At 72.8% G+C, this 20,669-nt stretch carries 19 protein-coding genes and 1 riboswitch; of the genes, 12 read left to right on the top strand and 7 right to left on the bottom strand.

From position 1 onward, the window contains the following. Positions 1 to 39: 39 nt before the first annotated feature. A riboswitch (glycine riboswitch) is annotated at positions 40 to 136 on the top strand. 171 nt (positions 137 to 307) lie between these two features. The 4 genes from gcvT to EKH77_RS22905 all read left to right on the top strand — a co-directional run bounded on the left by gcvT (position 308) and on the right by EKH77_RS22905 (position 4,780). Continuing rightward, positions 308 to 1,423: a glycine cleavage system aminomethyltransferase GcvT gene (gene gcvT / locus EKH77_RS22920; protein WP_126916204.1), complete on the top strand. Its 1,116-nt coding sequence runs from the start codon at positions 308 to 310 to the stop codon at positions 1,421 to 1,423. 67 nt (positions 1,424 to 1,490) lie between these two features. Further along, positions 1,491 to 1,868, top strand: a complete 378-nt coding sequence (gene gcvH / locus EKH77_RS22915) for a glycine cleavage system protein GcvH (RefSeq protein WP_126916203.1) — start codon at positions 1,491 to 1,493, stop codon at positions 1,866 to 1,868. 33 nt (positions 1,869 to 1,901) lie between these two features. After that, the gene (glyA, locus tag EKH77_RS22910) at positions 1,902 to 3,164 is read left to right on the top strand and encodes a serine hydroxymethyltransferase (protein ID WP_126916202.1); all 1,263 of its coding nucleotides are present in this window, start codon (positions 1,902 to 1,904) and stop codon (positions 3,162 to 3,164) included. Positions 3,165 to 3,397: 233 nt separating this feature from the next. After that, complete coding sequence (locus EKH77_RS22905; protein WP_126916201.1) at positions 3,398 to 4,780, top strand: L-serine ammonia-lyase; 1,383 nt, start codon at positions 3,398 to 3,400, stop codon at positions 4,778 to 4,780. 77 nt (positions 4,781 to 4,857) lie between these two features. Here EKH77_RS22905 and EKH77_RS22900 read toward each other — a convergent pair whose 3' ends face one another. Further along, on the bottom strand, positions 4,858 to 5,931 hold the full coding sequence (locus tag EKH77_RS22900) for a trypsin-like serine peptidase (protein ID WP_126916200.1): 1,074 nt from the start codon (positions 5,929 to 5,931) through the stop codon (positions 4,858 to 4,860). Between the two features lie 192 nt (positions 5,932 to 6,123). On the opposite strand from EKH77_RS22900, the gene EKH77_RS22895 reads away from it, so the two are divergent. Beyond that, entirely contained in the window at positions 6,124 to 6,366 is a 243-nt protein-coding gene (locus EKH77_RS22895; protein WP_126916199.1) for a hypothetical protein, read from the top strand. A gap of 21 nt (positions 6,367 to 6,387) precedes the next feature. Here EKH77_RS22895 and EKH77_RS22890 read toward each other — a convergent pair whose 3' ends face one another. The 3 genes from EKH77_RS22890 to EKH77_RS22880 form a co-directional block, all read right to left on the bottom strand. Continuing rightward, positions 6,388 to 8,379, bottom strand: a complete 1,992-nt coding sequence (locus tag EKH77_RS22890; RefSeq protein ID WP_126916198.1) for an FG-GAP-like repeat-containing protein — start codon at positions 8,377 to 8,379, stop codon at positions 6,388 to 6,390. 208 nt (positions 8,380 to 8,587) lie between these two features. Then, positions 8,588 to 9,484 carry a helix-turn-helix transcriptional regulator gene (locus EKH77_RS34410; protein WP_164737848.1) on the bottom strand — a complete coding sequence of 299 codons (897 nt, stop codon included), beginning with the start codon at positions 9,482 to 9,484 and terminating at the stop codon, positions 8,588 to 8,590. Positions 9,485 to 9,486: 2 nt separating this feature from the next. Further along, positions 9,487 to 10,317: an SRPBCC family protein gene (locus EKH77_RS22880; protein WP_164737847.1), complete on the bottom strand. Its 831-nt coding sequence runs from the start codon at positions 10,315 to 10,317 to the stop codon at positions 9,487 to 9,489. A gap of 168 nt (positions 10,318 to 10,485) precedes the next feature. Between EKH77_RS22880 and EKH77_RS22875 the strand changes: the two genes are divergently transcribed. The 6 genes from EKH77_RS22875 to EKH77_RS22850 all read left to right on the top strand — a co-directional run bounded on the left by EKH77_RS22875 (position 10,486) and on the right by EKH77_RS22850 (position 18,326). Next, complete coding sequence (locus EKH77_RS22875; RefSeq protein WP_126916196.1) at positions 10,486 to 11,751, top strand: ABC1 kinase family protein; 1,266 nt, start codon at positions 10,486 to 10,488, stop codon at positions 11,749 to 11,751. 99 nt (positions 11,752 to 11,850) lie between these two features. Then, complete coding sequence (locus EKH77_RS34585) at positions 11,851 to 13,044, top strand: KR domain-containing protein (RefSeq protein ID WP_126916195.1); 1,194 nt, start codon at positions 11,851 to 11,853, stop codon at positions 13,042 to 13,044. Positions 13,045 to 13,136: 92 nt separating this feature from the next. Continuing rightward, positions 13,137 to 14,462, top strand: a complete 1,326-nt coding sequence (locus EKH77_RS22865; RefSeq protein WP_126916194.1) for a HEAT repeat domain-containing protein — start codon at positions 13,137 to 13,139, stop codon at positions 14,460 to 14,462. Positions 14,463 to 14,521: 59 nt separating this feature from the next. Beyond that, a complete protein-coding gene (locus tag EKH77_RS22860; RefSeq protein ID WP_126916193.1) occupies positions 14,522 to 15,193 on the top strand; it encodes a DUF6073 family protein in 672 nt (223 codons plus the stop codon). A 32-nt stretch (positions 15,194 to 15,225) separates the two neighbouring features. Further along, complete coding sequence (locus EKH77_RS22855) at positions 15,226 to 17,322, top strand: methyltransferase domain-containing protein (RefSeq protein WP_126916192.1); 2,097 nt, start codon at positions 15,226 to 15,228, stop codon at positions 17,320 to 17,322. Positions 17,323 to 17,330: 8 nt separating this feature from the next. Then, complete coding sequence (locus EKH77_RS22850; RefSeq protein WP_206279904.1) at positions 17,331 to 18,326, top strand: methyltransferase; 996 nt, start codon at positions 17,331 to 17,333, stop codon at positions 18,324 to 18,326. 19 nt (positions 18,327 to 18,345) lie between these two features. On the opposite strand, the gene EKH77_RS34800 is transcribed toward EKH77_RS22850, so the two are convergent. Both EKH77_RS34800 and EKH77_RS22845 read right to left on the bottom strand, forming a co-directional pair. Beyond that, entirely contained in the window at positions 18,346 to 18,747 is a 402-nt protein-coding gene (locus EKH77_RS34800; protein WP_430981003.1) for a DUF6255 family natural product biosynthesis protein, read from the bottom strand. A 226-nt stretch (positions 18,748 to 18,973) separates the two neighbouring features. Next, on the bottom strand, positions 18,974 to 19,753 hold the full coding sequence (locus EKH77_RS22845; RefSeq protein WP_126916190.1) for a GntR family transcriptional regulator: 780 nt from the start codon (positions 19,751 to 19,753) through the stop codon (positions 18,974 to 18,976). Between the two features lie 18 nt (positions 19,754 to 19,771). Between EKH77_RS22845 and EKH77_RS22840 the strand changes: the two genes are divergently transcribed. Continuing rightward, complete coding sequence (locus EKH77_RS22840; protein ID WP_126916189.1) at positions 19,772 to 20,239, top strand: NUDIX hydrolase; 468 nt, start codon at positions 19,772 to 19,774, stop codon at positions 20,237 to 20,239. A 13-nt stretch (positions 20,240 to 20,252) separates the two neighbouring features. Here the strand turns inward: EKH77_RS22840 and EKH77_RS22835 are convergent, their stop codons facing one another. Next, positions 20,253 to 20,603, bottom strand: a complete 351-nt coding sequence (locus EKH77_RS22835) for a hypothetical protein (RefSeq protein WP_126916188.1) — start codon at positions 20,601 to 20,603, stop codon at positions 20,253 to 20,255. Between the last annotated feature and the right edge of the window lie 66 nt (positions 20,604 to 20,669).

Genomic DNA, 20,669 nt, shown 5'->3' with positions numbered 1-20,669 from the left:
ACGCTCGACTCAACTGCAAGCAATCGCATACTGGCCGCTCGAATCCGCGCGGGAGAGTCCCGGTGCCACAGGCACTGGGCGCCGAAGGAGCAAGTTCCTCCCTTGAATCTCTCAGGCCCCGTACCGCGCGGGTGAGGCAGATCTGAAAAGCGGACCGCGCCCATGGCTCGGTCCCACCCAAGGTGCAAGCCGGGTTGCCTTTGACGACAGGCGAGGGCTCTCGGTGAACCTCTCAGGTTCCGATGACAGATGGGGAGGCCGCCTCTTCAGGCATTCCTCCGCGACCCACCTGCCCGGGAGCCCGATCATGACCGATGCCCCCCGCCGTACCGCCCTGGACGCGCTGCACCGCGCGCTCGGCGCGACCATGACCGACTTCGCCGGCTGGGACATGCCGCTGCGCTACGGCAGCGAGCGCGACGAGCACGTCGCCGTGCGCACCCGCGCGGGCCTCTTCGACCTGTCGCACATGGGCGAGATCACCCTCACCGGCCCCCAGGCGGGCCAGGCCCTGGACCACGCCCTGGTGGGCAACATCTCCGCGCTGGCCGTCGGCCGGGCCCGCTACACGATGATCTGCCGCGAGGACGGCGGCATCCTCGACGACCTGATCGTCTACCGGCTGGGTGACGAGGAATACATGGTCGTCGCCAACGCCTCCAACGCCCAGGTGGTCCTCGACGCGCTCACCGAGCGCGCGGCGGGCTTCGAGGCGACCGTCCGGGACGACCGCGAGAACTACGCGCTGATCGCGATCCAGGGCCCCGCCTCCCCCGCCACCCTGAAGTCCGTCACCGACGCCGACCTGGACGGCCTGAAGTACTACGCGGGCCTGCCGGGCACCGTCGCGGGCGTCCCCGCGCTGATCGCCCGCACCGGCTACACCGGCGAGGACGGCTTCGAGCTGTTCGTCGCCCCCGCCGACGCCGAGAAGCTGTGGCAGGCCCTGACCGAGGCGGGCGCGGAGGCCGGCCTGGTGCCGTGCGGGCTCTCCTGCCGCGACACGCTGCGCCTGGAGGCGGGCATGCCGCTCTACGGGCACGAGCTGACCACGGCCCTCACCCCGTTCGACGCCGGTCTGGGCCGGGTCGTGAAGTTCGACAAGGCCGGCGACTTCGTGGGCCGCGAGGCGCTGGCGGCCGCCGCCGAGCGCGCCGAGAGCGCCCCGCCGCGCAAGCTGGTCGGCCTGATCGCGACCGGCCGCCGGGTGCCCCGGGCCGGCTTCGCCGTGACGGTGGACGGCGCCGCCGTCGGCGAGGTGACCTCCGGTGCCCCCTCCCCCACCCTCGGCAAGCCGATCGCGATCGCCTACGTCGACGCGGCGCACGCCACTCCGGGTACGGAAGGGGTATGTGTGGACATTCGCGGCACCCACGAGCCCTACGAGGTCGTCGCGCTCCCCTTCTACAAGCGGGCCCGCTGAATCCCCCTCATCTCATCTGTCAAGACCCCTTGCACAAGCACCCACGCGCGTACAGGAGAATCTAGCCATGAGCAACCCCCAGCAGCTGCGTTACTCCAAGGAGCACGAGTGGCTGTCAGCCGCCGACGCCGACGGTGTGGCGACGGTCGGGATCACCGAGTTCGCCGCCAACGCCCTCGGTGACGTCGTCTACGCACAGCTCCCGGCGGTCGGCGACAGCGTCACCGCGGGCGAGACCTGTGGTGAGCTGGAGTCGACCAAGTCGGTCAGCGACCTCTACTCCCCCGTCACGGGCGAGGTCGTCGCGGCCAACCAGGACGTCGTGGACGACCCCGCGCTGGTGAATTCCGCCCCCTTCGAGGGCGGCTGGCTGTTCAAGGTGAAGATCACGGACGAGCCGGCCGACCTGCTGTCGGCCGACGAGTACACCGACTTCGCCGGCTGACCCCGCCCGCTCCCTCCCGCGCAGGAAGAACTCATGTCGCTTCTCAACAGCTCCCTCCATGAGCTCGACCCCGACGTCGCCGCCGCTGTCGACGCCGAACTCCACCGCCAGCAGTCCACCCTCGAGATGATCGCCTCGGAGAACTTCGCTCCGGTCGCGGTCATGGAGGCCCAGGGCTCGGTCCTGACCAACAAGTACGCCGAGGGCTACCCGGGCCGCCGCTACTACGGCGGCTGCGAGCACGTCGACGTCGTCGAGCAGATCGCCATCGACCGGATCAAGGCGCTCTTCGGCGCCGAGCACGCCAACGTGCAGCCGCACTCCGGCGCGCAGGCGAACGCCGCGGCGATGTTCGCCCTGCTCAACCCGGGCGACACCATCCTGGGCCTGAACCTGGCCCACGGTGGCCACCTGACCCACGGGATGAAGATCAACTTCTCCGGGAAGCTCTACAACGTGGTGGCCTACCACGTCGACGAGCAGACCAACCTGGTGGACATGGAGGAGGTCGAGCGCCTTGCCAAGGAGCACCGCCCCAAGCTGATCGTCGCCGGCTGGTCCGCCTACCCGCGCCAGCTGGACTTCGCGGCCTTCCGCCGGATCGCGGACGAGGTCGGCGCGTACCTGATGGTCGACATGGCCCACTTCGCGGGCCTGGTCGCCGCCGGTCTCCACCCCTCCCCGGTGCCGCACGCCCACGTGGTCACCACCACCACCCACAAGACCCTGGGCGGTCCGCGCGGTGGCGTGATCCTCTCCACGGCCGAGCTCGCCAAGAAGATCAACTCCGCGGTCTTCCCCGGTCAGCAGGGTGGCCCGCTGGAGCACGTGATCGCGGCCAAGGCCGTCTCCTTCAAGGTCGCGGCCACGGAGGAGTTCAAGGAGCGCCAGCAGCGCACGCTGGAGGGCTCGAAGATCCTCGCCGAGCGCCTGATGCAGGACGACGTCAAGGAGGTGGGCGTCTCCGTCCTCTCCGGCGGCACGGACGTCCACCTGGTCCTGGTGGACCTGCGCAACAGCGAGCTGGACGGCCAGCAGGCCGAGGACCGCCTCCACGAGGTGGGCATCACGGTCAACCGCAACGCCATCCCGAACGACCCGCGCCCCCCGATGGTCACCTCGGGCCTGCGGATCGGCACCCCGGCCCTGGCCACCCGCGGCTTTACGGCCGAGGACTTCCGCGAGGTCGCGGACATCATCGCCGAGGCCCTCAAGCCGGGCTTCGACGCGGCGGCCCTGCGCGGCCGCGTCACGGCGCTGGCGGACAAGCACCCGCTGTACCCCGGGCTGAAGTAACACCGAAGCGCGGGATTAACCGGCCGGTACGGGGCACCGGGCACGCTTGAGGAGCGGCCCGGTGCCCCGCACCGTGACCCGGGCCCCGCCGCGGAGTGAGCTCCGCCACCGCGGGAAGCGGCCCGCATCCCGCACACTGATAGGTGAACGCGGCATTCCGCTTTCTGCCGCACCACCCCGTCACACCCTGTTCCACCCCGTACCACCCCCCGACTCACAGAGGAGCTGCCACCGTGGCCATCTCCGTATTCGATCTCTTCTCGATCGGCATAGGCCCGTCCAGCTCCCACACGGTCGGCCCGATGCGCGCCGCCCGGATGTTCGTGGGGCGCCTGAAGAAGGACGGTCTGCTGGCCCAGACCACCTCGGTACGGGCGGAGCTCTACGGCTCCCTCGGCGCCACCGGCCACGGCCATGGCACCCCCAAGGCCGTCCTGCTCGGCCTGGAGGGCCACTCCCCCCGCAGCGTCGACGTCGAGATCGCCGACGACGAGGTCGAGCGCATCCGCACCACCAAGCGCCTCAAGCTCCTCGGCGCCGAGATCGGCTCCGCCCACGAGATCGACTTCGACGAGTCGACCCAGCTGATCCTCCACCGCCGCCGCGCCCTGCCGTACCACGCCAACGGCATGACCCTCTTCGCCTACGACGAGGCCGGCGCCCCGCTGCTGGAGAAGACCTACTACTCGGTCGGCGGCGGCTTCGTCGTCGACGAGGACGCCGTCGGCGCCGACCGGATCGTCCTCGACGACACCGTGCTGAAGTACCCCTTCCGCACCGGCGACGAGCTGCTGCGGATGTCCCGCGAATCGGGCCTGTCGATCTCCGCGATGATGATGGAGAACGAGAAGGCCTGGCGCACGGAGGAGGAGATCCGCGAGGGCCTCCTGGAGATCTGGCGCGTCATGCAGGCGTGCGTCACGCGCGGCATGTCCCGCGAGGGCATCCTCCCCGGCGGCCTGAAGGTCCGCCGCCGCGCCGCCAGCACCGCCCGCCAGCTGCGCGCCGAGGGCGACGCCCAGGCCCGCGCCATGGAGTGGATCACGGTCTACGCGATGGCCGTGAACGAGGAGAACGCGGCCGGCGGCCGGGTCGTCACCGCCCCGACCAACGGCGCCGCGGGCATCATCCCGGCGGTTCTCCACTACTACATGAACTTCGTGCCCGGCGCGGACGAGGACGGCATCGTCCGCTTCCTCCTCGCCGCCGGCGCCATCGGCATGCTCTTCAAGGAGAACGCCTCGATCTCCGGCGCCGAGGTCGGCTGCCAGGGCGAGGTCGGCTCCGCCTGCTCCATGGCCTCCGGCGGCCTCGCCGAGGTCCTGGGCGGCACCCCGGAGCAGGTCGAGAACGCCGCCGAGATCGGCATGGAGCACAACCTGGGCCTGACCTGCGACCCGGTCGGCGGCCTGGTCCAGATCCCGTGCATCGAGCGCAACGGCATGGCCGCGGCCAAGGCCGTCACCGCCGCCCGGATGGCGCTGCGCGGCGACGGCCGCCACCACGTCTCCCTCGACAAGGTCATCAAGACTATGAAGGAGACGGGCGCCGACATGAAGGTCAAGTACAAGGAGACGGCGCGCGGCGGCCTCGCGGTCAACGTCATCGAGTGCTGATCGCCCGCTGAGGCGCTTTCGGACGCACACGACCGCCCCCGGGCCGGCAGCCGCCGGGCCGGGGGCGGCGTGCTTCGCTAGCGGTTCTTCTCCGCGTCGTAGGCCTTCACGGCCGCGTCGCCCAGGTACGGGCTGCGCTCCTCGTCGGAGCTCTCACTGCCGTGGTAGCTGACGTTGCCGATCAGATAGCCCCAGCCGCGCGAGAGCTGGAGGTCGTCCAGCCAGGGGCCGCCACTGGCGCCGTGGCCCTGGTCGCAGTGGATGGCCTCCTGGCCGGGCTGGAACGGCCAGGTGCCCGGGCGCCAGGTCGTGCCCACGCAGTAGCGCAGGTCCTGGCCGGTGATGCCGGAGCGGGCCGGGTGGGTGTCGTAGGGGTAGCCGAACTCGTACGCGTGCCAGGTGTAGCCGGAGTTGAACTTGTACCCCTGGGAGCCGGTCACGTCGGCCACCTTGCGGCCGTTCTGCGGCCACAGGGTGAGCACGGCGAGGTCGTAGTCCTTGTTCCCGCCGTTGAGGTAGCCCTTCGGGGTGGTCGCCGACTTCCACGTCCACGCGCCGAGCGGCTGCCGGCCGTTGTGGTAGTCCGGGACGAACCGGAAGTTGCTGTACCAGTGGCCGTTGCCGTCGCTGGCGCAGTGCCCGGCGGTCCATATGAGGCTCTTGTTGGGCGAGTTGATCACCGAGGCGGTGCACTCGCTCGGGCCCTTGGGCGTGTCGAAGTAGAGCTTGCCGACGGTGGTGGCCGGCATGCTGCCGTGGGCGGTCCACACCTCGGAGCGGGAGACGTCGGCGAGCGTTCTCGCCGCGTCCGCCGCGTCCGCGGCTTCCTTGGCTTCCTTGGCGACGCCCGCCACCGGCGCCGATCCCTGGCCCGTGCGGGCGGGGAGGCTGTGCGTCTGCGGTGCCGCCGCGCGTCCGCCCGGTGCGGGCGCGGCCACCGGCCGGGCCGCTCTGATCCGTTCGGGCGTCCAGTGGGCCGCCACGCGTGCCGGAGCCTGCGAGGGGTCCCCCGTCGAACTGTGCTGTACAGCGGTGGCGGCCGTGTTCGCGTCCATCGGCTTCGCGGTCTCGTCGGCCTGGGCGGCTCCCACCGGGACGCTCAGTCCGAGTGCCAGCGCTCCGGCGGCGGCCGCCATGAATCGCTTGTTCACCCCGTTCCCCCTTTTTCGCGTCACGTGCTCTTTTTGCGTCACGTGCTCGATGTGCGAAGACGCGTGCGAGTAGAGCAGCCGGGCGGAGGGGAAGGAGGGGTTCGGACAGCATTGGCCGGAACTGGGTGTACGGCCGGGACCTGTCGCTACCTTGGCAGCAGGAACGCACCGCACAGGAAGCTGGTGATCCCGATGGTGTCCCGGAAGGCGAAGGCGGCGCTCCTGGCCGCGGGCGCGGTGGCGCTCGGTCTGGCCGTCACGGCCGCCCTGTGGCCCGGCGACCGGGAGGCGGCCCCGGGGCCGCCGTCCCGCCCCGAGACGGCCGTGGTGCACGACTCCACCGCGAACCCGGCGGAGGTCGAGAAGCACTGGACGCCGGAGCGGATCCGGCAGGCCCAGGAGAACATGCGGCACGCCACGGGACAGGACGACTGATCCAGGGACGACCGAGCCCCGTCACCAGCCTCCGGTGAGCCGGAGCGGCCGGCTGAGCCTGCCGTCGCCGGTGTTGCGCCACTCGCTCAGGACGCCCGTCGCGTCGTCGCGGGCCATGAGGTGGGCGATGCCGCCGGTGCGGAGGGCCAGCGGGGTGATCTCCGAGAGGCGGCGGCCGTCGGCGATCCTGCGGGGGCGGGCGAAGGTGCCGTCGCCCTTGCCGGCCCAGAGCAGGAGCGCGCCGTGCTCGTCGACGGCGAGGAGGTCGGTCCGCCCGTCGCCGGTGAAGTCCCCGGCGCGGGTCCGGGTGGCGTGCCAGCCGCCCATGAGCTTCCGGGGGCGGCCGAATGTGCCGTTCCCCTCGCCGGGCCAGACGCGGAGCGTCCCGCCGGTGTCGGCGGCGACGAGGTCGGGGATGCCGTCGCCGGTGACGTCACCGGCCGTGGTCTGGGTGAAGTGCCAGCCGTCGGTGAGGGTGCGGGGGCGGCTGAACGTGCCGTCCCCGTTGCCGGTCCAGAGGTGGAGGGTGTCGGAGTCGTCCTTGGCGATCAGGTCGGCGTTCCCGTCGCCCGTGAAGTCGGCGGCGACGGTCTGGGTGAACTCCCAGCCCCCGGTGAGCCGTCGGGGCCGGGCGGCGAAGGTGCCGTCGCCGTGCCGGGCGTCGTCGACGTCGGTGTTGCCCGGCCAGAGGTACAGGTCGTCCTCCCGGTCGGCGGCGAGGACGTCGGGGATGCCGTCGCCGGTGACGTCCGCGGCCGTGGTCTGGGTGTGGTCGATCGGGACCCGCGCGGGCACGGGCGCGGGGAGCAGGGCGTCGGAGAGGGCCTGGCTGCCGTTGTCGCCGAAGTGGAGGCGGTCGCCGCCCCGGTTGTAGTAGGCGGCGAAGAGCCGGGTGGGGTCCAGGGGGTCGCGTGAGGCCTCGTCGAAGTCCACGACGGAGTCGATGTCGCGGGTGGCGCGGAGGTAGGCGTTGACCTGCTGCCGCACGCGTTCCCTGGCGGGGGTGTACGCGTTCTCGTAGCCCCGGAAGGGCGGGATGGTGGCGGCGGCGAAGGTCAGCCCGGCGGCGTGGGCGCGGGTGGCGAGCCGCCTTATGCCGGCCACGAGTTCGGCGCTGCCCGCGTCGGCGAAGATGATGTCGTTGACGCCCTCGAAGAGGACGACGGACCGCGCGTTCGGCTGGCCGAGGACGTCGCGGTCGAAGCGGAGCAGCGCGCTCTGTCCCGATTCGGCGGGCTCGGTGCCACGCAGCAGGTGGTTGGCGGAGATCCCGGCGTTGACGACGCCCATGGGCCGGGTCCTGGCCTGGAGGGCGCGCGCGTAGTCGTCGGGCAGGCGGCGGTCGGTGTCGGGGGTGGTGTGCCCGCCGTCGGTCTGCGAGTCCCCGAGGAGGACCACCGTTCCGCCGCCGCGCGTCGGGCGGACGTCGACGCCGCCGAGGAACGCCCAGAAGGGGAAGCGGGTGGGGAAGTCGCCGCCCGCGGTGTCCCCGGCGCGGTCCGTCGCGTCGCCGGGGGCGGACGCGTAGGAGGTCGTCAGGGTGTAGGCGTGGAAGGGCGCGGTGCGAACGGGCTCCGGCAGATACACGCTGACCAGGAGGTTCTCGTCGGCCCTGACGCGGAAGGCGGCGGGGTCACTGAGGACGCTCCCGCCCGGCCCGATGACGGTGCCCCGCGAGCCCCCGCCGAAGGTGAGGGTCACGGGCGCGGCGGCCGCGCCGGCTCCCCGGTCCCGGTGGGCGAGGGTGGCGTGCCCGATGGTGACGGGTTCACGGCTGAAGGTGTTCACGAGCTGGATCCGCGCGGCGGACCCGGCGATGCTGGTGTGGACGACCATGCGGAGCGTCTGCCGCCCGGCCACCCCGGTGCGGGAGGCGGGCCCGGCGGTGCCCATGGCCGTGCCCCAGGTCCTGGTCCAGTCCGTGGTCCTGGCGGAGCCGTCGACGGCGGTGCTCGGGGAGGCGGCGACCAGGGGGACGGCCGCCGCGCAGAGCGCCGTGACCACGGCCGTCACCAGGGATCGTCTTGAACAGGATCGTCTTAAACGGGTGCGGATCGAACGGGTGCGAGGGTGCCGTGCCATGGGTGCCGTCTCCCTCCGGGCGACGCGGCGGATGACCTTCCGGCGCACACATCATGGAGGCCCGGCGGAGCCCGTGGAAGGGCCCGGACGCCACGACTCCCGTTGGTCGACGGGGGCTCGCCGCGCGGCCACGGGGAGTTCAGCCGGGTTCCGCCGCGAGCGCCGTGAGCGGGGTGGGGACCCGGTCCGTCGTCCGGTCCGTCGCGTCCCGGGCGAGGAGCAGGGGGAGGGCCAGGACGATGGGCGGGTCGCTCGGGGCGGGGGCGCGCAGGCGGAGGCGGAAGGAGCCGTGGGTGGGGGCGTGGGTGGTCGCGACCGAGCGGCGGGCGCCCGCCGGGTCGTCGAGGGCGTCGGCCACGCGGGTGGCGCGGTCGAAGCAGACGGCCAGGACGTAGTGCTCCGCGTCGGCGGGCGGGCGCAGCCGGACGGTGGCCGTGGCGGGGGTCACCGCGCAGGCCACGGGGAGGTCCTGGGGGACGCCGTGCGGGAAGAGACCCGTGAAGAGCACGGCGTCGGCGGGGGCCGCGCCGGCGGCCCGGCCGGTGATCACGGCCGCGCGGCCGGGGCCGGTGGGATCGGTGGGCCCGACGGGGCCGGCGGGCCCGGTCAGCCCGCAGGCATCCACGACCTCGCCGATCCCCCGGTCGCCGTGGCGGTCGACGAGCGCCTTGAAGCGGCTCGGGGACATCCCGACGAGGCGGGTGAACTGGGTGGTGAACGTGCCGAGGCTGGCGTAGCCGACGGCCGTGCACACGTCCGTCACCCTGGGGCTGCCCCGGATCATCATCCGCTGGGCCTCCGCCATCCGCAGCGCGGCCAGGAAGCGCGCCGGGGTGACGGCCGTGACGCTGCGGAAGACGCGGTGGAAGTGGAAGGGGCTGAACAGGCCGGCCTCGGCGTGGTCGGTCAGGCACTGGGTCTCGCCCAGGTGGTCGCGCATCCGGCGGATCGCCCGTTCGACCGAGGCGAGTTGCTCCGCCGAGGGCGACGGGCGGACGGCGGGGGCGGACGCCGGGGGCGCGGCGGCGGCGCGCACGGTCAGCCCGGCCCGGCGGCGGCGCGGGCCCGGTCGCGGGCGCTCGCCAGGGAGGCGACCCAGGTGGCGGTGAAGCGGCGGCGCAGCTCCTGGGCGCGGCCGTCCGGGAGGCCGAGGGCCGTCCAGCCGCGGTGGGCGAAGGACAGCCGCAGGCCCGCTCCGACGGGGGCCAGTGTCACCCTGGCGGCCGGGGTCCCGGCGGTCTCCGGGATCGCGACGGTGAACGTCAGCTTCTCGTCCTCGCGCAGCTCCCATTCCCGCAGCGCGAACCTTCGTGGTCCCTCGTCGTCGATGACGAAGAACCATGCCGGACGGAAGCCGTCCTCGGCGACGGGGAGCCAGTCCAGCAGGGTGGGGTGGGCCAGGGGCCGGTAGGGGCCGGCCGGGAGGTCGATCGCGCCGTCGATGTCGTCGCGCAGGGCGTAGCGGGCGTCGCGGCCGGTGCTCAGGTGGCGGGCGAGGCGGTCGAGGAAGTCCGTCCAGCCCTCGTGGAGCTGGGCCGCCTCGGCGGGGGTGCGGCTGTCGTCGTGGTCGGCGACGGTGAGCAGGGCGGCGCCGGGGCCGGCCGGCTCCAGGGTCCAGACGACGCGCTGCCGCTTGCCCACGCCCAGGAAGCGCCAGTCGAACTCGACCGTGCGGCCGGGGACGAGGGCGGTGGGCCGCAGGGTGAAGAAGTCGCCGTCGTCGAAGCCGAGGCGGTTGTCCTCGCCCACGGTCAGGGGGCCCGCGAGATCGCCGAACCATCGGGCCACCCGGGCCGGTTCGGTCAGCGCCGGCCACACGCGTGCCGGTGGTGCGGGGAGGCGGGCGGTGACCCGTACCGCGTCCGACACCTCGTCCTCCTCTCGCCGCCGATACCGGGCCGTTCGCCGGTACCGTGCTACCGCCGGAGGGATCGCTCCCATATTATGTAGCCTCTGTTCGCTGTCAACGCTCCAACTCAGCGCGTCTCCAGGTACGTTCAGCCACTCGCCCGAACGCCGGGAGGAGGCCGGGAGGCCATGGAGGTCAGCCACGCGGCGCTCGCCGGCCGGCTCGCGACCGTCGCCGTCGTCACCGCCCGGCACGCCGCCGCGGGCACCCTCGACGCGGTGCGCGCGGGGCCGGGCGGGCTGCCGGAGGTGATCGGCGGCAGGGCGGCGCGGCTGCTGTCGGGGCTCGGGCCCACGTTCGTCAAGGGCGGGCAGCTGCTCAGCACCCGGCACGACCTGCTGCCGCCCAGGATCTGCCGGTCGCTGGGCCGGCTGCACGACCGGGTGCCGCCGATGACCCGCGCGCAGACGGCGGAGTCCCTCGGCCGGACCTACGGCTCCCGCCGGGCCTGGCCGTTCGCCTCCTTCGACTGGACGCCCGCCGCCAGCGGCAGCATCGCCTGCGTCTACCGCGCCGAGCTGGCCGACGGGCGCGGCGTGGCCGTGAAGGTCCGCAGACCGGGCATCCAGCACCGGATGCACACGGACTTCGCGCTGCTGCGGGCCGGGGCCCGGCTGATGGAGCGGCTGCCGCCGCTGCGCGAGGTGCCCGCGCGGCGGATCGTGGAGGAGGTCGGGGGCGCGGTCCTCGGCCAGCTCGACCTGGAACGGGAGGCGCGCTCGCTGGCGGCGCTGCGCGCCAACCTCTCCCGGCTGCCGTACTTCCGGCTGCCCGCGCCGATCCCGGAGGCGTCCGGCCCGGACGCGCTGGTGATGGACCTGATCGAGCCGCTCGACCGCTTCCAGGCCGGCCGGCTCGACCGCGAGCAGCGCCGGAGGATCGTCCGGAACGTCCTCCAGGGCGTGTACCGGATGCTGTTCATCGACGGTCTCGTGCACTGCGACATGCACCCGGGGAACCTGTACCTCAACCCCGACGGCGTGGTGGTGCTGCTGGACGCGGGCTTCGTCGTCCAGCTGGAGCCCCCGGTGCGCCGGCTGTTCGCGGAGTTCTTCATGAACATGTCCCTGGGGCGGGGCCCGGAGTGCGCCGACGTGGTGCTGCGCAGCGCCGAGCGCATCCCGCCGGGGTGCGATCTGGCCGGCTTCCGGTCCGGGATCGAGGAGCTGGTGGCGGAGTCGGCCGGGCGGACGGCCGGGCAGTTCCGGCTGGCGCCCTTCGCCACCCGCCTGTTCGACCTCCAGCGGCGCTCGGGCATCGCGGCGGCCCCGGCCTTCGTCTTCCCGCTGATGTCGCTGCTGGTGCTCGAGGGAATGATCAACGAGTTCGACGTGGACGTCGACTTCCAGGGCGAGGCCATCCCGACCCTGCTCACCGCGCTCAATACCTACTGATCCGACCGGAGTCATCATGAGCGGCGCTGCCGTACGAGCGTTCCGGCCGGTGACGATCGCGGTGGACCCGCCCCGGGCGGGCGGCCCCGCCGCCTTCCGCTGGGACGTGGCCGGCGACCCCCGGGACCCGCTCGCCGTGGCCCTGCGGCACGCCTCCCGCCGGGACGCCGAGCCCGCCGTGGCCGTCGTTCTCGGCACCGCGCACCGGTCCGGGGACAGCGCCGTGCTGCTGGAGGGGATCGCCCGCGCCGGCGCGTCCGGCGGGCGGCGGCTGGTGCTGCTCCACCGGGGCGCCGGGGGCGGGAGCCTGCTGCGCTCGGCGGCGCTGGAGTCGCCGGGGCTGCGGGTCGCCGTCCTCGAACTGCCCGTACGGGACGCCGGTCCCGGCCTCCCCGCCCGGATCGCCCGCCTCGCCCGGGGCGCCGCCCCGGGCGCCGAGCTGCGGGTGGCCGGGGACGGCACGGTCACCCGTACCGGCTGGCGGGCCGTGACGCTGCCCGAGCCGCCGGTGCCGCCGGGCGGCCCGGCCCGGCCGGGCGGCGCCGCGCTGATCACCGGCGGGCTGGGGGCCTGGGGCTGCGGGCGGCCGCCGTGCTGTCGGCGGTCCGCGGCTACCGTCCCGTCCTCCTCGACACCACCGCCCCCGGGGAGTTGCCGCCCCGCGCGGCCGCGCTGCTGTGCCGGCTGTGCGACGCCCCGCCCGGCGCCGACGTGCTCACCGCCGACGTCACCGACCACCGGGCGGTCGCCCGGGTCCTCGGCCGGGTGCCGCTGCCCGTCCGGGCCGTCGTCCACTGTGCGGGCGTCGTCGCCGGCGGCCCGGTCGCCGGCGCCCGGGCCCGGGACCTGGACGCGCTCGCCGCCCCCAAGGCGGACGGGCTGGGCACCGTGCTCGACACCCTCGACCCCGGCGCGCTGCGGCACCTGGTCGTCTTCGGCTCGGTCACCGCGCGGGTCGCGCACCGGCAGCTGGGGGGCTACGGGCTGGCCAACGAGCTGCTGCGGCGGGAGGCGCTGCGCCGGGCCGCGGCGCTGCCGCGCTGTGCGACGGTGGTGGCCGAGTGGTCGCTGTGGAGCGGTGCGGGCCGGGCGCACGAGATGGGCGCCGTGGGGCAGGCCCGCCGGATGGGCATGGCGCCGGTGCCGCTCGCGCCCGGCATGGCCGCCCTGCTGCGGCTGTTGCGGTGGCCGGCGGGGGCGCGGGCAGCCGGCGCGGTCGTCCTGACGGGGCCGGGCGAGGACGCGACGTTCCCGCCGGAGGAGGCCGACGGGCGGGGCAACAGCCCAACTTGAGAGAAGGCAAGCGGCCCGGGGTCGCATAACTTACCGATAGCGAGTTCTCCCTCTGCCGGTTCCGACCGGCTCTGTCGGAAGGAAGCTCACACATGGCTATCGACTTGTGCAACAAGTCCCCGGCCGCGCTGGCCGAGGGCGACCCCGGCTCCTGGGCCGAGGCGGCCCCCGAGGACCCGGTCCTGCTGGAGGACCTCGGCTCCGAGCAGCGCGACGCGCTCAACTTCGCCTACCGCACGACGCTCAGCAACGTCGACCCCCGCTTCGTCGCCGGCGACCCGGCCGCCTGGGCCAGCGACTTCGGCTACGCGCTGGACCGCGTGGCGATCCGGCTGGACAACCGCGGCAACGACGAGCTGCGCGAGCAGGCCCTGAACCACCCCGACCCGGCGATGCGCGAGCAGGCCCTGTTCGAGTACGCGGACCGCGACCACGCGGACGCCATCGACCTGCTGGCCCAGGCCGTCCGCGACGACACCGACCGCCAGGTGCGCTGGGACGCGCTGTGGGCCGTGGAGAAGCTGGGCGGCGCGCGGGCCGTGGCGACGCTCCAGTCCTTCCTCAAGGACGCCGACCCCGAGATCGCCGAGTGGTCGCGGCTGTTCATCAGCGAACTCCAGACCGGCGACCCGGCCTTCGACGGCCGCGAGGGCCGCTCCACACCGGGCCGCACCTTCGACGAGACGATCTTCCTGCTGATCCACTGCGATCTGTACGTCCGGCTGGACGACTCCAACCAGCACTGGGGCAAGATCTCCCTGGCGCCCCAGGGCCTCGCGCGGATCTACGGCCAGGCCCACGCCTGCCCCAACGTCGCCACCCGCGAGAAGCAGCTCGTCATCGCCAAGACCATCTCCGGGCTGCACACGGACGGCTCCCCGCACGTCGACAACTACCTCTTCCGCGGCTTCACCGACCGCAGCCGCCGCGACCGCGGCAACTTCTTCTTCGAGTCGCTGGTGCCCCGGCCGTTCTTCAAGTCCGGCCGCGCCGACGACCCGTCCCAGGGCGTGCGCCAGGCGAACATCGGCTTCGCCCGCTACGGCACCTGGCACCTGGAGCCCCGCTTCCGGGTCCACGACGAGTACGCGATCCGCTACGTCCGCGGCCGCTTCCAGGGCTGGGGGCACGTCAACCTCGCCCGGATCGCGGGCAGGCCGCTGGAGGAGGTCCTCACCCCGGGCAACGGCGTGCTGTCCACGCTCCACGACCCCGAGGTCGGCCCGATGACCAACGCCTTCATCCTCGGCACGTTCAAGGGCAAGCTGAACGACTGGGACGGCGACGGCGTCATCGACCTCAACTCCCGCGACGTGTACTCCACCGTCGACGGCGAGATCGACTCCGACCAGGACGGCGTCCCCGACGAGCCCGGCCTGACCTGCTGCGACTGGACCGTACGGCAGCCCCTGCCCTGACGCGCCGCGGCGCGCTTCCGCAATCCACCGCCCTGAACCACCGCCCTGAAAGGGGAGAGATGTCCGCTCCGACGCAGCGGCCGTCCGTGGTCTATGGCCGCCCGGTCACCACGGACGGTGTGCGCAACCTGTACTCCGGCACCAGCGTGAAACCCTGGACCCCGCCGGTTCCCGGCATCGACAACCTCGGCATCACCTCCGTCGACACCTTCGCCGTTCCCGGCGTCGGCGAGTACACGGTGCCCTTCGACGGCTTCGTCCGCGTGGTGCGCTCGCAGCCGACGTCCGAGGAGTGGTCGAAGGCCGAGGTGTACACCAACCTCATCGAGATGAAGATGGAGGGCTCCTGCGAGGAACTCGGCCACATCACGGTCACCCTCAACCCGGACTGCCTGTCGACCGGCCAGATCCGCACCCCCTTCGACCCGTACGCGGGTGAGGGACCGGCCGCCAAGGCGTGCCGCATGGCCGTCGGCGCCATCTTCGACATGCCCAAACTGGGCCTGCGGCTGGCCAACAAGGAACCGATCATCCTGACGATCGACGACGTCCGCCAGATCCCGCCCGCCGGCTCGCCCGGCAAGGGCCAGATCTACCGGATGCTGCCGCTGCACGACGTCGAGCGCATGGACGACTCACCGGTCGCGTACGTCACCAGTCTGCGCTTCACCATGGGCGGCTACCTGCCCTGGGAGCGCTTCGGGTCCGAGTACAAGGAGTTCGGCAAGTAGTCGCGCGAGCGCTTCTTTCGAGGAAGGTGCCCATGACGCCCCACGACCCCCGCCCGCGCGGTCTCGCCCGCGAGTCCGCCGCCTTCCCGCCCCTGGCCGGCAGCGCCCGTCCCGTCGCCCAGGACCGGTGGGAACGGCTGGTCAGCACCGTCACCGTGCCCGAGCCGCCGGAGGCGGTGTGGGCCGCGCTCACCGAACCGGACCGGGTGGCGCGCTGGCTGGCGGTCTGCCGGGGGCCGTGGGCGGTCGCCGGGCGGGAGTCGACGCTGGACTTCGAGGACGGCGAATTCTTCTGGTGCCGCACCCTGAGCGCCGTCCCGCCGCGCGGGCACCGGGCGGGCTCGCTGCGGCTGCTGTGGCGCTGGGTGGGCGTGGGCCCGGCCACGGCGGTGACCTGGACCATCGCCCCTGGGGACACCGGGGGTTGCGTGGTCACCGTCGTCGAGGAGGCCGACAACCCGCCCTCCGACTGGCGCTCCTGGAACGGCATGGGCTGGCCCGGCATCCTCGACCAGCTCGCGGCCCATCTGCGGACCGGCACCACCTGGCGCTGGCCGTGGCGCCGGGTCGGCCCGTACGTCCAGATCCCCCTGCCCGTACCCGCTTACCGGGCCTGGCAGGAGCTCACCTCCCCGGCGGGCGTCCAGCACTGGCTCCAGCGCTCCACCGGCGCCCTCGAACCCGGCGGCGAACTCGGCCTGATCATGGGGGACGCCAGCGGCACCGTCCGGATGCGGGTGACGCGGATGGTGGACGCCGCCCAGGAGTTCCCCTCCTACCTCCCCTACCTGGAGTTCGAGCTGCGCCGGCCCGCGTGGACGGCGGCGCTGGGCGGCCGCCTGTGGATCGAGCCGGCGGGCCTGACCTCCTCGCTGCTCCAGGTCTGCCACTTCGGCTGGGAGAACCTCGACATCGCCGACCCACTCACGGAACGCCGGATCCTCACCGGCTACTGGACGGGGGCGGCGGACCGGGCCCGCGCGCTGTTCCTCCCGCAGGGACCGCCGGCGGGCCCGCACGGCTGGTCGATGGGCGGCGGACAGCCTCTCGGCATACCGGAGGGGCTGGACCCTCTGGCCGTCCAGGACTTCCTGGGCCGAGTCGTGGACGACCTCGGCGCGGCCATGTCCGGGGTGCTGGTCGCGCTGGGCGTCCGGCTGGGGCTGTTCACGGCACTGGGCACGGGCGGCCCTTGTGCGGCTGCCGAACTCGCCGACCGTACCGGCCTGTCGGAGCGCCATCTGCTGGAGTGGCTGCGCGGCCTGGCCGCCGCCGGCTACGTGGAGCACGACCGCGCCGACGACCGCTTCGCCCTGCCCCCGGCACACGCCGCCGTCCTGGCCTTCGAGGACTCGCCCGTCCACCTCGCCCCCGGCTTCGAGCTGCTGCCGCCGCTGGCCGCCGCGGTGGAGGACGTGGCGGAGGACTTCCGCACGGGCAAGGGCGTGGACCGTTCCTCGTATCCGGATCGGCTCTTCGCCGCGATGGAACGGATGAGCGCGACCTGGCTGGAGAGTGAGCTCACCGACCGGTGGATCCCGTCCGTCCCCGGGCTGGCGCCCGCGCTGGAGAAGGGCGGGAGGGTGGTGGACATCGGCTGCGGCGGCGGCCTGGCGCTGATCCGACTGGCGAGGCGGTTCGGAAGCAGCCGCTTCGTGGGCTACGACCTCCATGAACCGAACGCGCGGAGGGCCCGCGAGGCGGCGAGCGCGGCGGGGGTCGAGGACAGGGTGACGATCGAGACGACGGAAGCGACGAGGGCACTGGCGGGCGCGGGGCCGCTGACGCTGGTCACGATGTTCGACGTGCTGCACGACGCGGCGGAGCCGGAGGAGTTGCTGCGGACGGTACGGGAAGCACTCGACCCGGAGCACGGCGTCCTGCTCGTCCTGGAGTCGCTGTCGGCGGACGACCCGGCCGACAACACCGGCCCGCAGGCCACCGTCCTCTACGCCACCAGCACCCTCTACTGCCTGCCCACGGCCCTCGCCGACGGCGCCCCCGGCCTGGGCACCCTCGGCCTGCCACCGGCGGAACTCCACCGGCTCGCGGACACGGCGGGCTTCGGACCCGTGGAGCGGATCCCGACGGCGAGCCCGTTCAACGCCCTGTACGCGCTGCGGCCATGACCTCGTCCATGAACGACGACTTCGCGCGGCTCCTCTCGCTGAAGGACACGATGACCCCATGGGCCCTACGGGCCGTGGCGACCCTGGGCGTCCCCGATCTCCTCGCCGACGGCGAACTCGGGGTCGCCGAGCTGGCCCGCCGCACGGGGGTCGTACCGGACGCCCTGCACCGGGTCCTACGGCTGCTCACGGCCCGAGGCGTCTTCACCGAACCCACCCCGGGCGTCTTCGCCCCGACCACCCTCTCCCGTCTCCTCGAATCCGACCACCGCCCCATGAGCCTCCGCCCCTGGCTCGACCTGGACGGCGCCATCGGGCGCGGCGACCGGGCCTGCGTCCACATCCTGGAGGCGCTGCGCACCGGCTTGCCGGTGTACGAGCGGGTCTACGGGCGCCCGGTCTGGGAGGACCTGGCGTCGGACCCCGCCCTGACGGCGTCGTTCGACGCGGCGATGGCGACGCGCGCCACCGCACTCGCCCCGGCCGTCGCGACCGCCTACGACTGGCCGTCGGCCCACCACGTCCTCGATGTCGGCGGCGGCACGGGCACCGTCCTGGCCGAACTCCTCCGCACCCACCCCCACTTGCGGGGCACCCTCCTGGACCGCGCCCCGGCCGTAACGGCGGCCCGCACCTCCTGGGGCGCCACGGCGGAGGGACGCCGCTGCGCCTTCACACCAGGCAGCTTTTTCGACGCCTTGCCGCGCGGCGCGGATGTGATCCTGCTGGTGAACGTGATCCACGACTGGGCGGACGAGCACGCGGTGGCGATCCTGCGCCGGTGCGCGGAGGCCCTACCCCCGCGCGGCCGCGTCCTGCTCGTCGAGCACGTTCGCGACGGGGACCCCGGCCTGCTGGAACTGGACCTCCTCATGCTCCTGGTCTACGGCGGCCGCGAGCGCGACGCGGCCGACTTCCGAGAGCTCGGGGAACGGGCAGGGCTGCGGCTGGGTGGGGTGGCGGAGGTGGGGGGTGGGCTGAGCGTGCTGGAGTTTCTCCTCTGACCACTTCGTCAGGCGCCGCCTACGGCCTGCCTCTGCGGCTCCGGCGGTTGGTCTCGCGCAGCTTGCGGAGGAGTGCGCTGCGACGGACCGGTACGGCGCCCCTTACATGGCCCATGCCGGACGTCGTCGACGCGCACAGCGCCACCCGCTCGGGCAGCTCCAAAGCGTGAGCGAGGGTGCGGTAATCGGTGACACGCTGTGTCCCACATCTCCCACACGTCTTCGCGCCAATGCCTGTGACGCATTCCGTCTCGGGATGAGGGCAGTTGACGTACGTCGGACTCCACTCGTGCGAGCTCGGGACCGCTGTCACGGGTGTGCCACCCGCAGGTGTCGCCCCATGACCGTGGTCATGGCCTGGGCCCTCCGCGTATCCCCTCGTCGGACAGCTTCGTAACGCGTCGCCTTGATCGTTCTGCATTGCGCGCAGGGCTGGTGACCGATCTCTTGATCTGCTTGCTGTGGGACCGATCCCGGGACGTGGCCACCGGCAGGATCATTCATCGAGCCTCCTGATCGTGAACGAGGGAGGGCAACTCATGTACTCATGTATATGAGTTGTTGAGTCGAGAGTGGCGCAGCTCCTGTACATGAGTCAAGGCGGTCAGCCGAACGTGTGACAATCCAGCTCAGCCGCTGCCATGCGGTCAGTCGTGCGCTGGGATCCGGTACTCGAGGACGAAACGGTCCGCCGCCATGACCGTGTCGCAGACCTCGACGACCCGGCCGTCGACTGTCACCGCGTCGCGCACGAGGTGAATGACGGGCGAGCCGGGGCTGAGGTGCAGGGCCGACGCCTCATGCTTGGCGGCGAGGCGCGCCCGTACGGTCTCGACGTACTCGCGAAGAGTGTGGCCGTGTTCCTCAAGGCGAGCGTAGATGCCGCCTCGGCCCGGATTCTCGTGCGACAGTTCCGGGATGGCTTCGGCCACGTCCCACGGTAGATACGAGGTGGCTTCCTCTGTAGGCGCGCCGTCGCTGAAATAGCGTCGACGCCGGGCCAGTACCTTCTCGCCCGCGGGCACGCCCATGCGATCGGCGATCCCGGCCGGAGCCTCGGTCGGCCCGACGTAAAGCACCTGAACGTTCGGCTTCTGGCCCGCCTGCTCGGCCTCCGCCAGGTAGGCGGCCTTCCCGCTTCTGCGGTGGGACCGGCGAAAACGGTCCGAGGACTTCCTGTGGACAGGGCGCGCCGCCGTCACATACGAACCACGTCCATGGTGGGTTTCCACAAGCCCGGCTGTCCGCAGTTCGGCGACTGCTTTGCGGACCGTTCCCTGGGAAACGCCATAGCGTTCCATCACCTCGGACTCGCTGGGTACTTGCGTGCCCGGCAGCAGGATCCCCGTACGGATCTGTTCGGCCAGATCGTCGGCGATCTGCAGATAGCGGGGCTTGCCGGAGTCCCGCGACGCCTCGTTCCCCATGTGCCCGACCGTCCTCCTATGCTCAATCGCATGAGTACAGCGGCCCAGTCTCCCAGGTCCACCCCCCTCCACTCGGTTTCGGTGGCAGGAGCAGTGGTGCGCGACGACGGCCGCGTCCTCGCCATCCAGCGGGCCGACAACGGGAACTGGGAGCTTCCTGGTGGAGTGCTGGAGATCCAGGAGTCCCCGGAGGCCGGCGCGTGCCGGGAGGTGCTGGAGGAAACCGGCATAGAGGTCAGCGTGGAGCGCCTCACGGGCGTCTACAAGAACATGTCCCGGGGCATCGTCGCCCTGGTCTTCCGCTGCCGGCCGATCGGTGGCTCCGAGTGTGCTTCCGACGAGTCCGCTGCCGTGTCGTGGCTGACTCCCGAGCAGGTGACCGCCACGATGACGGAGGCCTACGCGGTCCGCCTGCTCGACGCGCTCAGTGACGACGCGCCCCACGTGCGCATCCACGACGGGCGCAGCGTGCTGAACGCCGCGTGAGCGGGGTCGAGGGTCAGCACGGCTGGTTCAGGCGGGCGCCTTGCGTCGCCTCCGCGTGCAGCGCGGTGGCGAGGTCGGCGAAGACGATGGCGGCCTGGCGGGCCTCCTCGCCGTCGGCGTTGTCGGCCAGGGCCTGCGTCCACCAGTGGTACAGGAAGGCCTCGAACAGGGCGCCGTCCGGTACATCCGCCAACTCGGCGTCGAACTCGTCGTGGCGCTCCCCGCGCAGCCGCGCGCGGATTCCTCCGACCGTGGGCGGGACGTCCGGCCCCCGGTAGCCGGTCTCGTCACGGGCCTGCCGGATCGCCGCCGCCCACTCCGGAGTCGGCGTCGCGATCCCGGCGTCTGCTGTGGTGTCGTCCATGGCGGGCAGTATCACGCACCCCTGATCCGCGTGGCAGCGATTCACGGGCCTCCCGCCCGTGTGGCG

The organism is Streptomyces luteoverticillatus, assembly GCF_003970715.1.
GTDB lineage: Bacteria > Actinomycetota > Actinomycetes > Streptomycetales > Streptomycetaceae > Streptomyces > Streptomyces abikoensis.
Note: the sequence above shows the minus strand (reverse complement) of the source record. Positions and strands in the feature narration are given on the sequence as shown.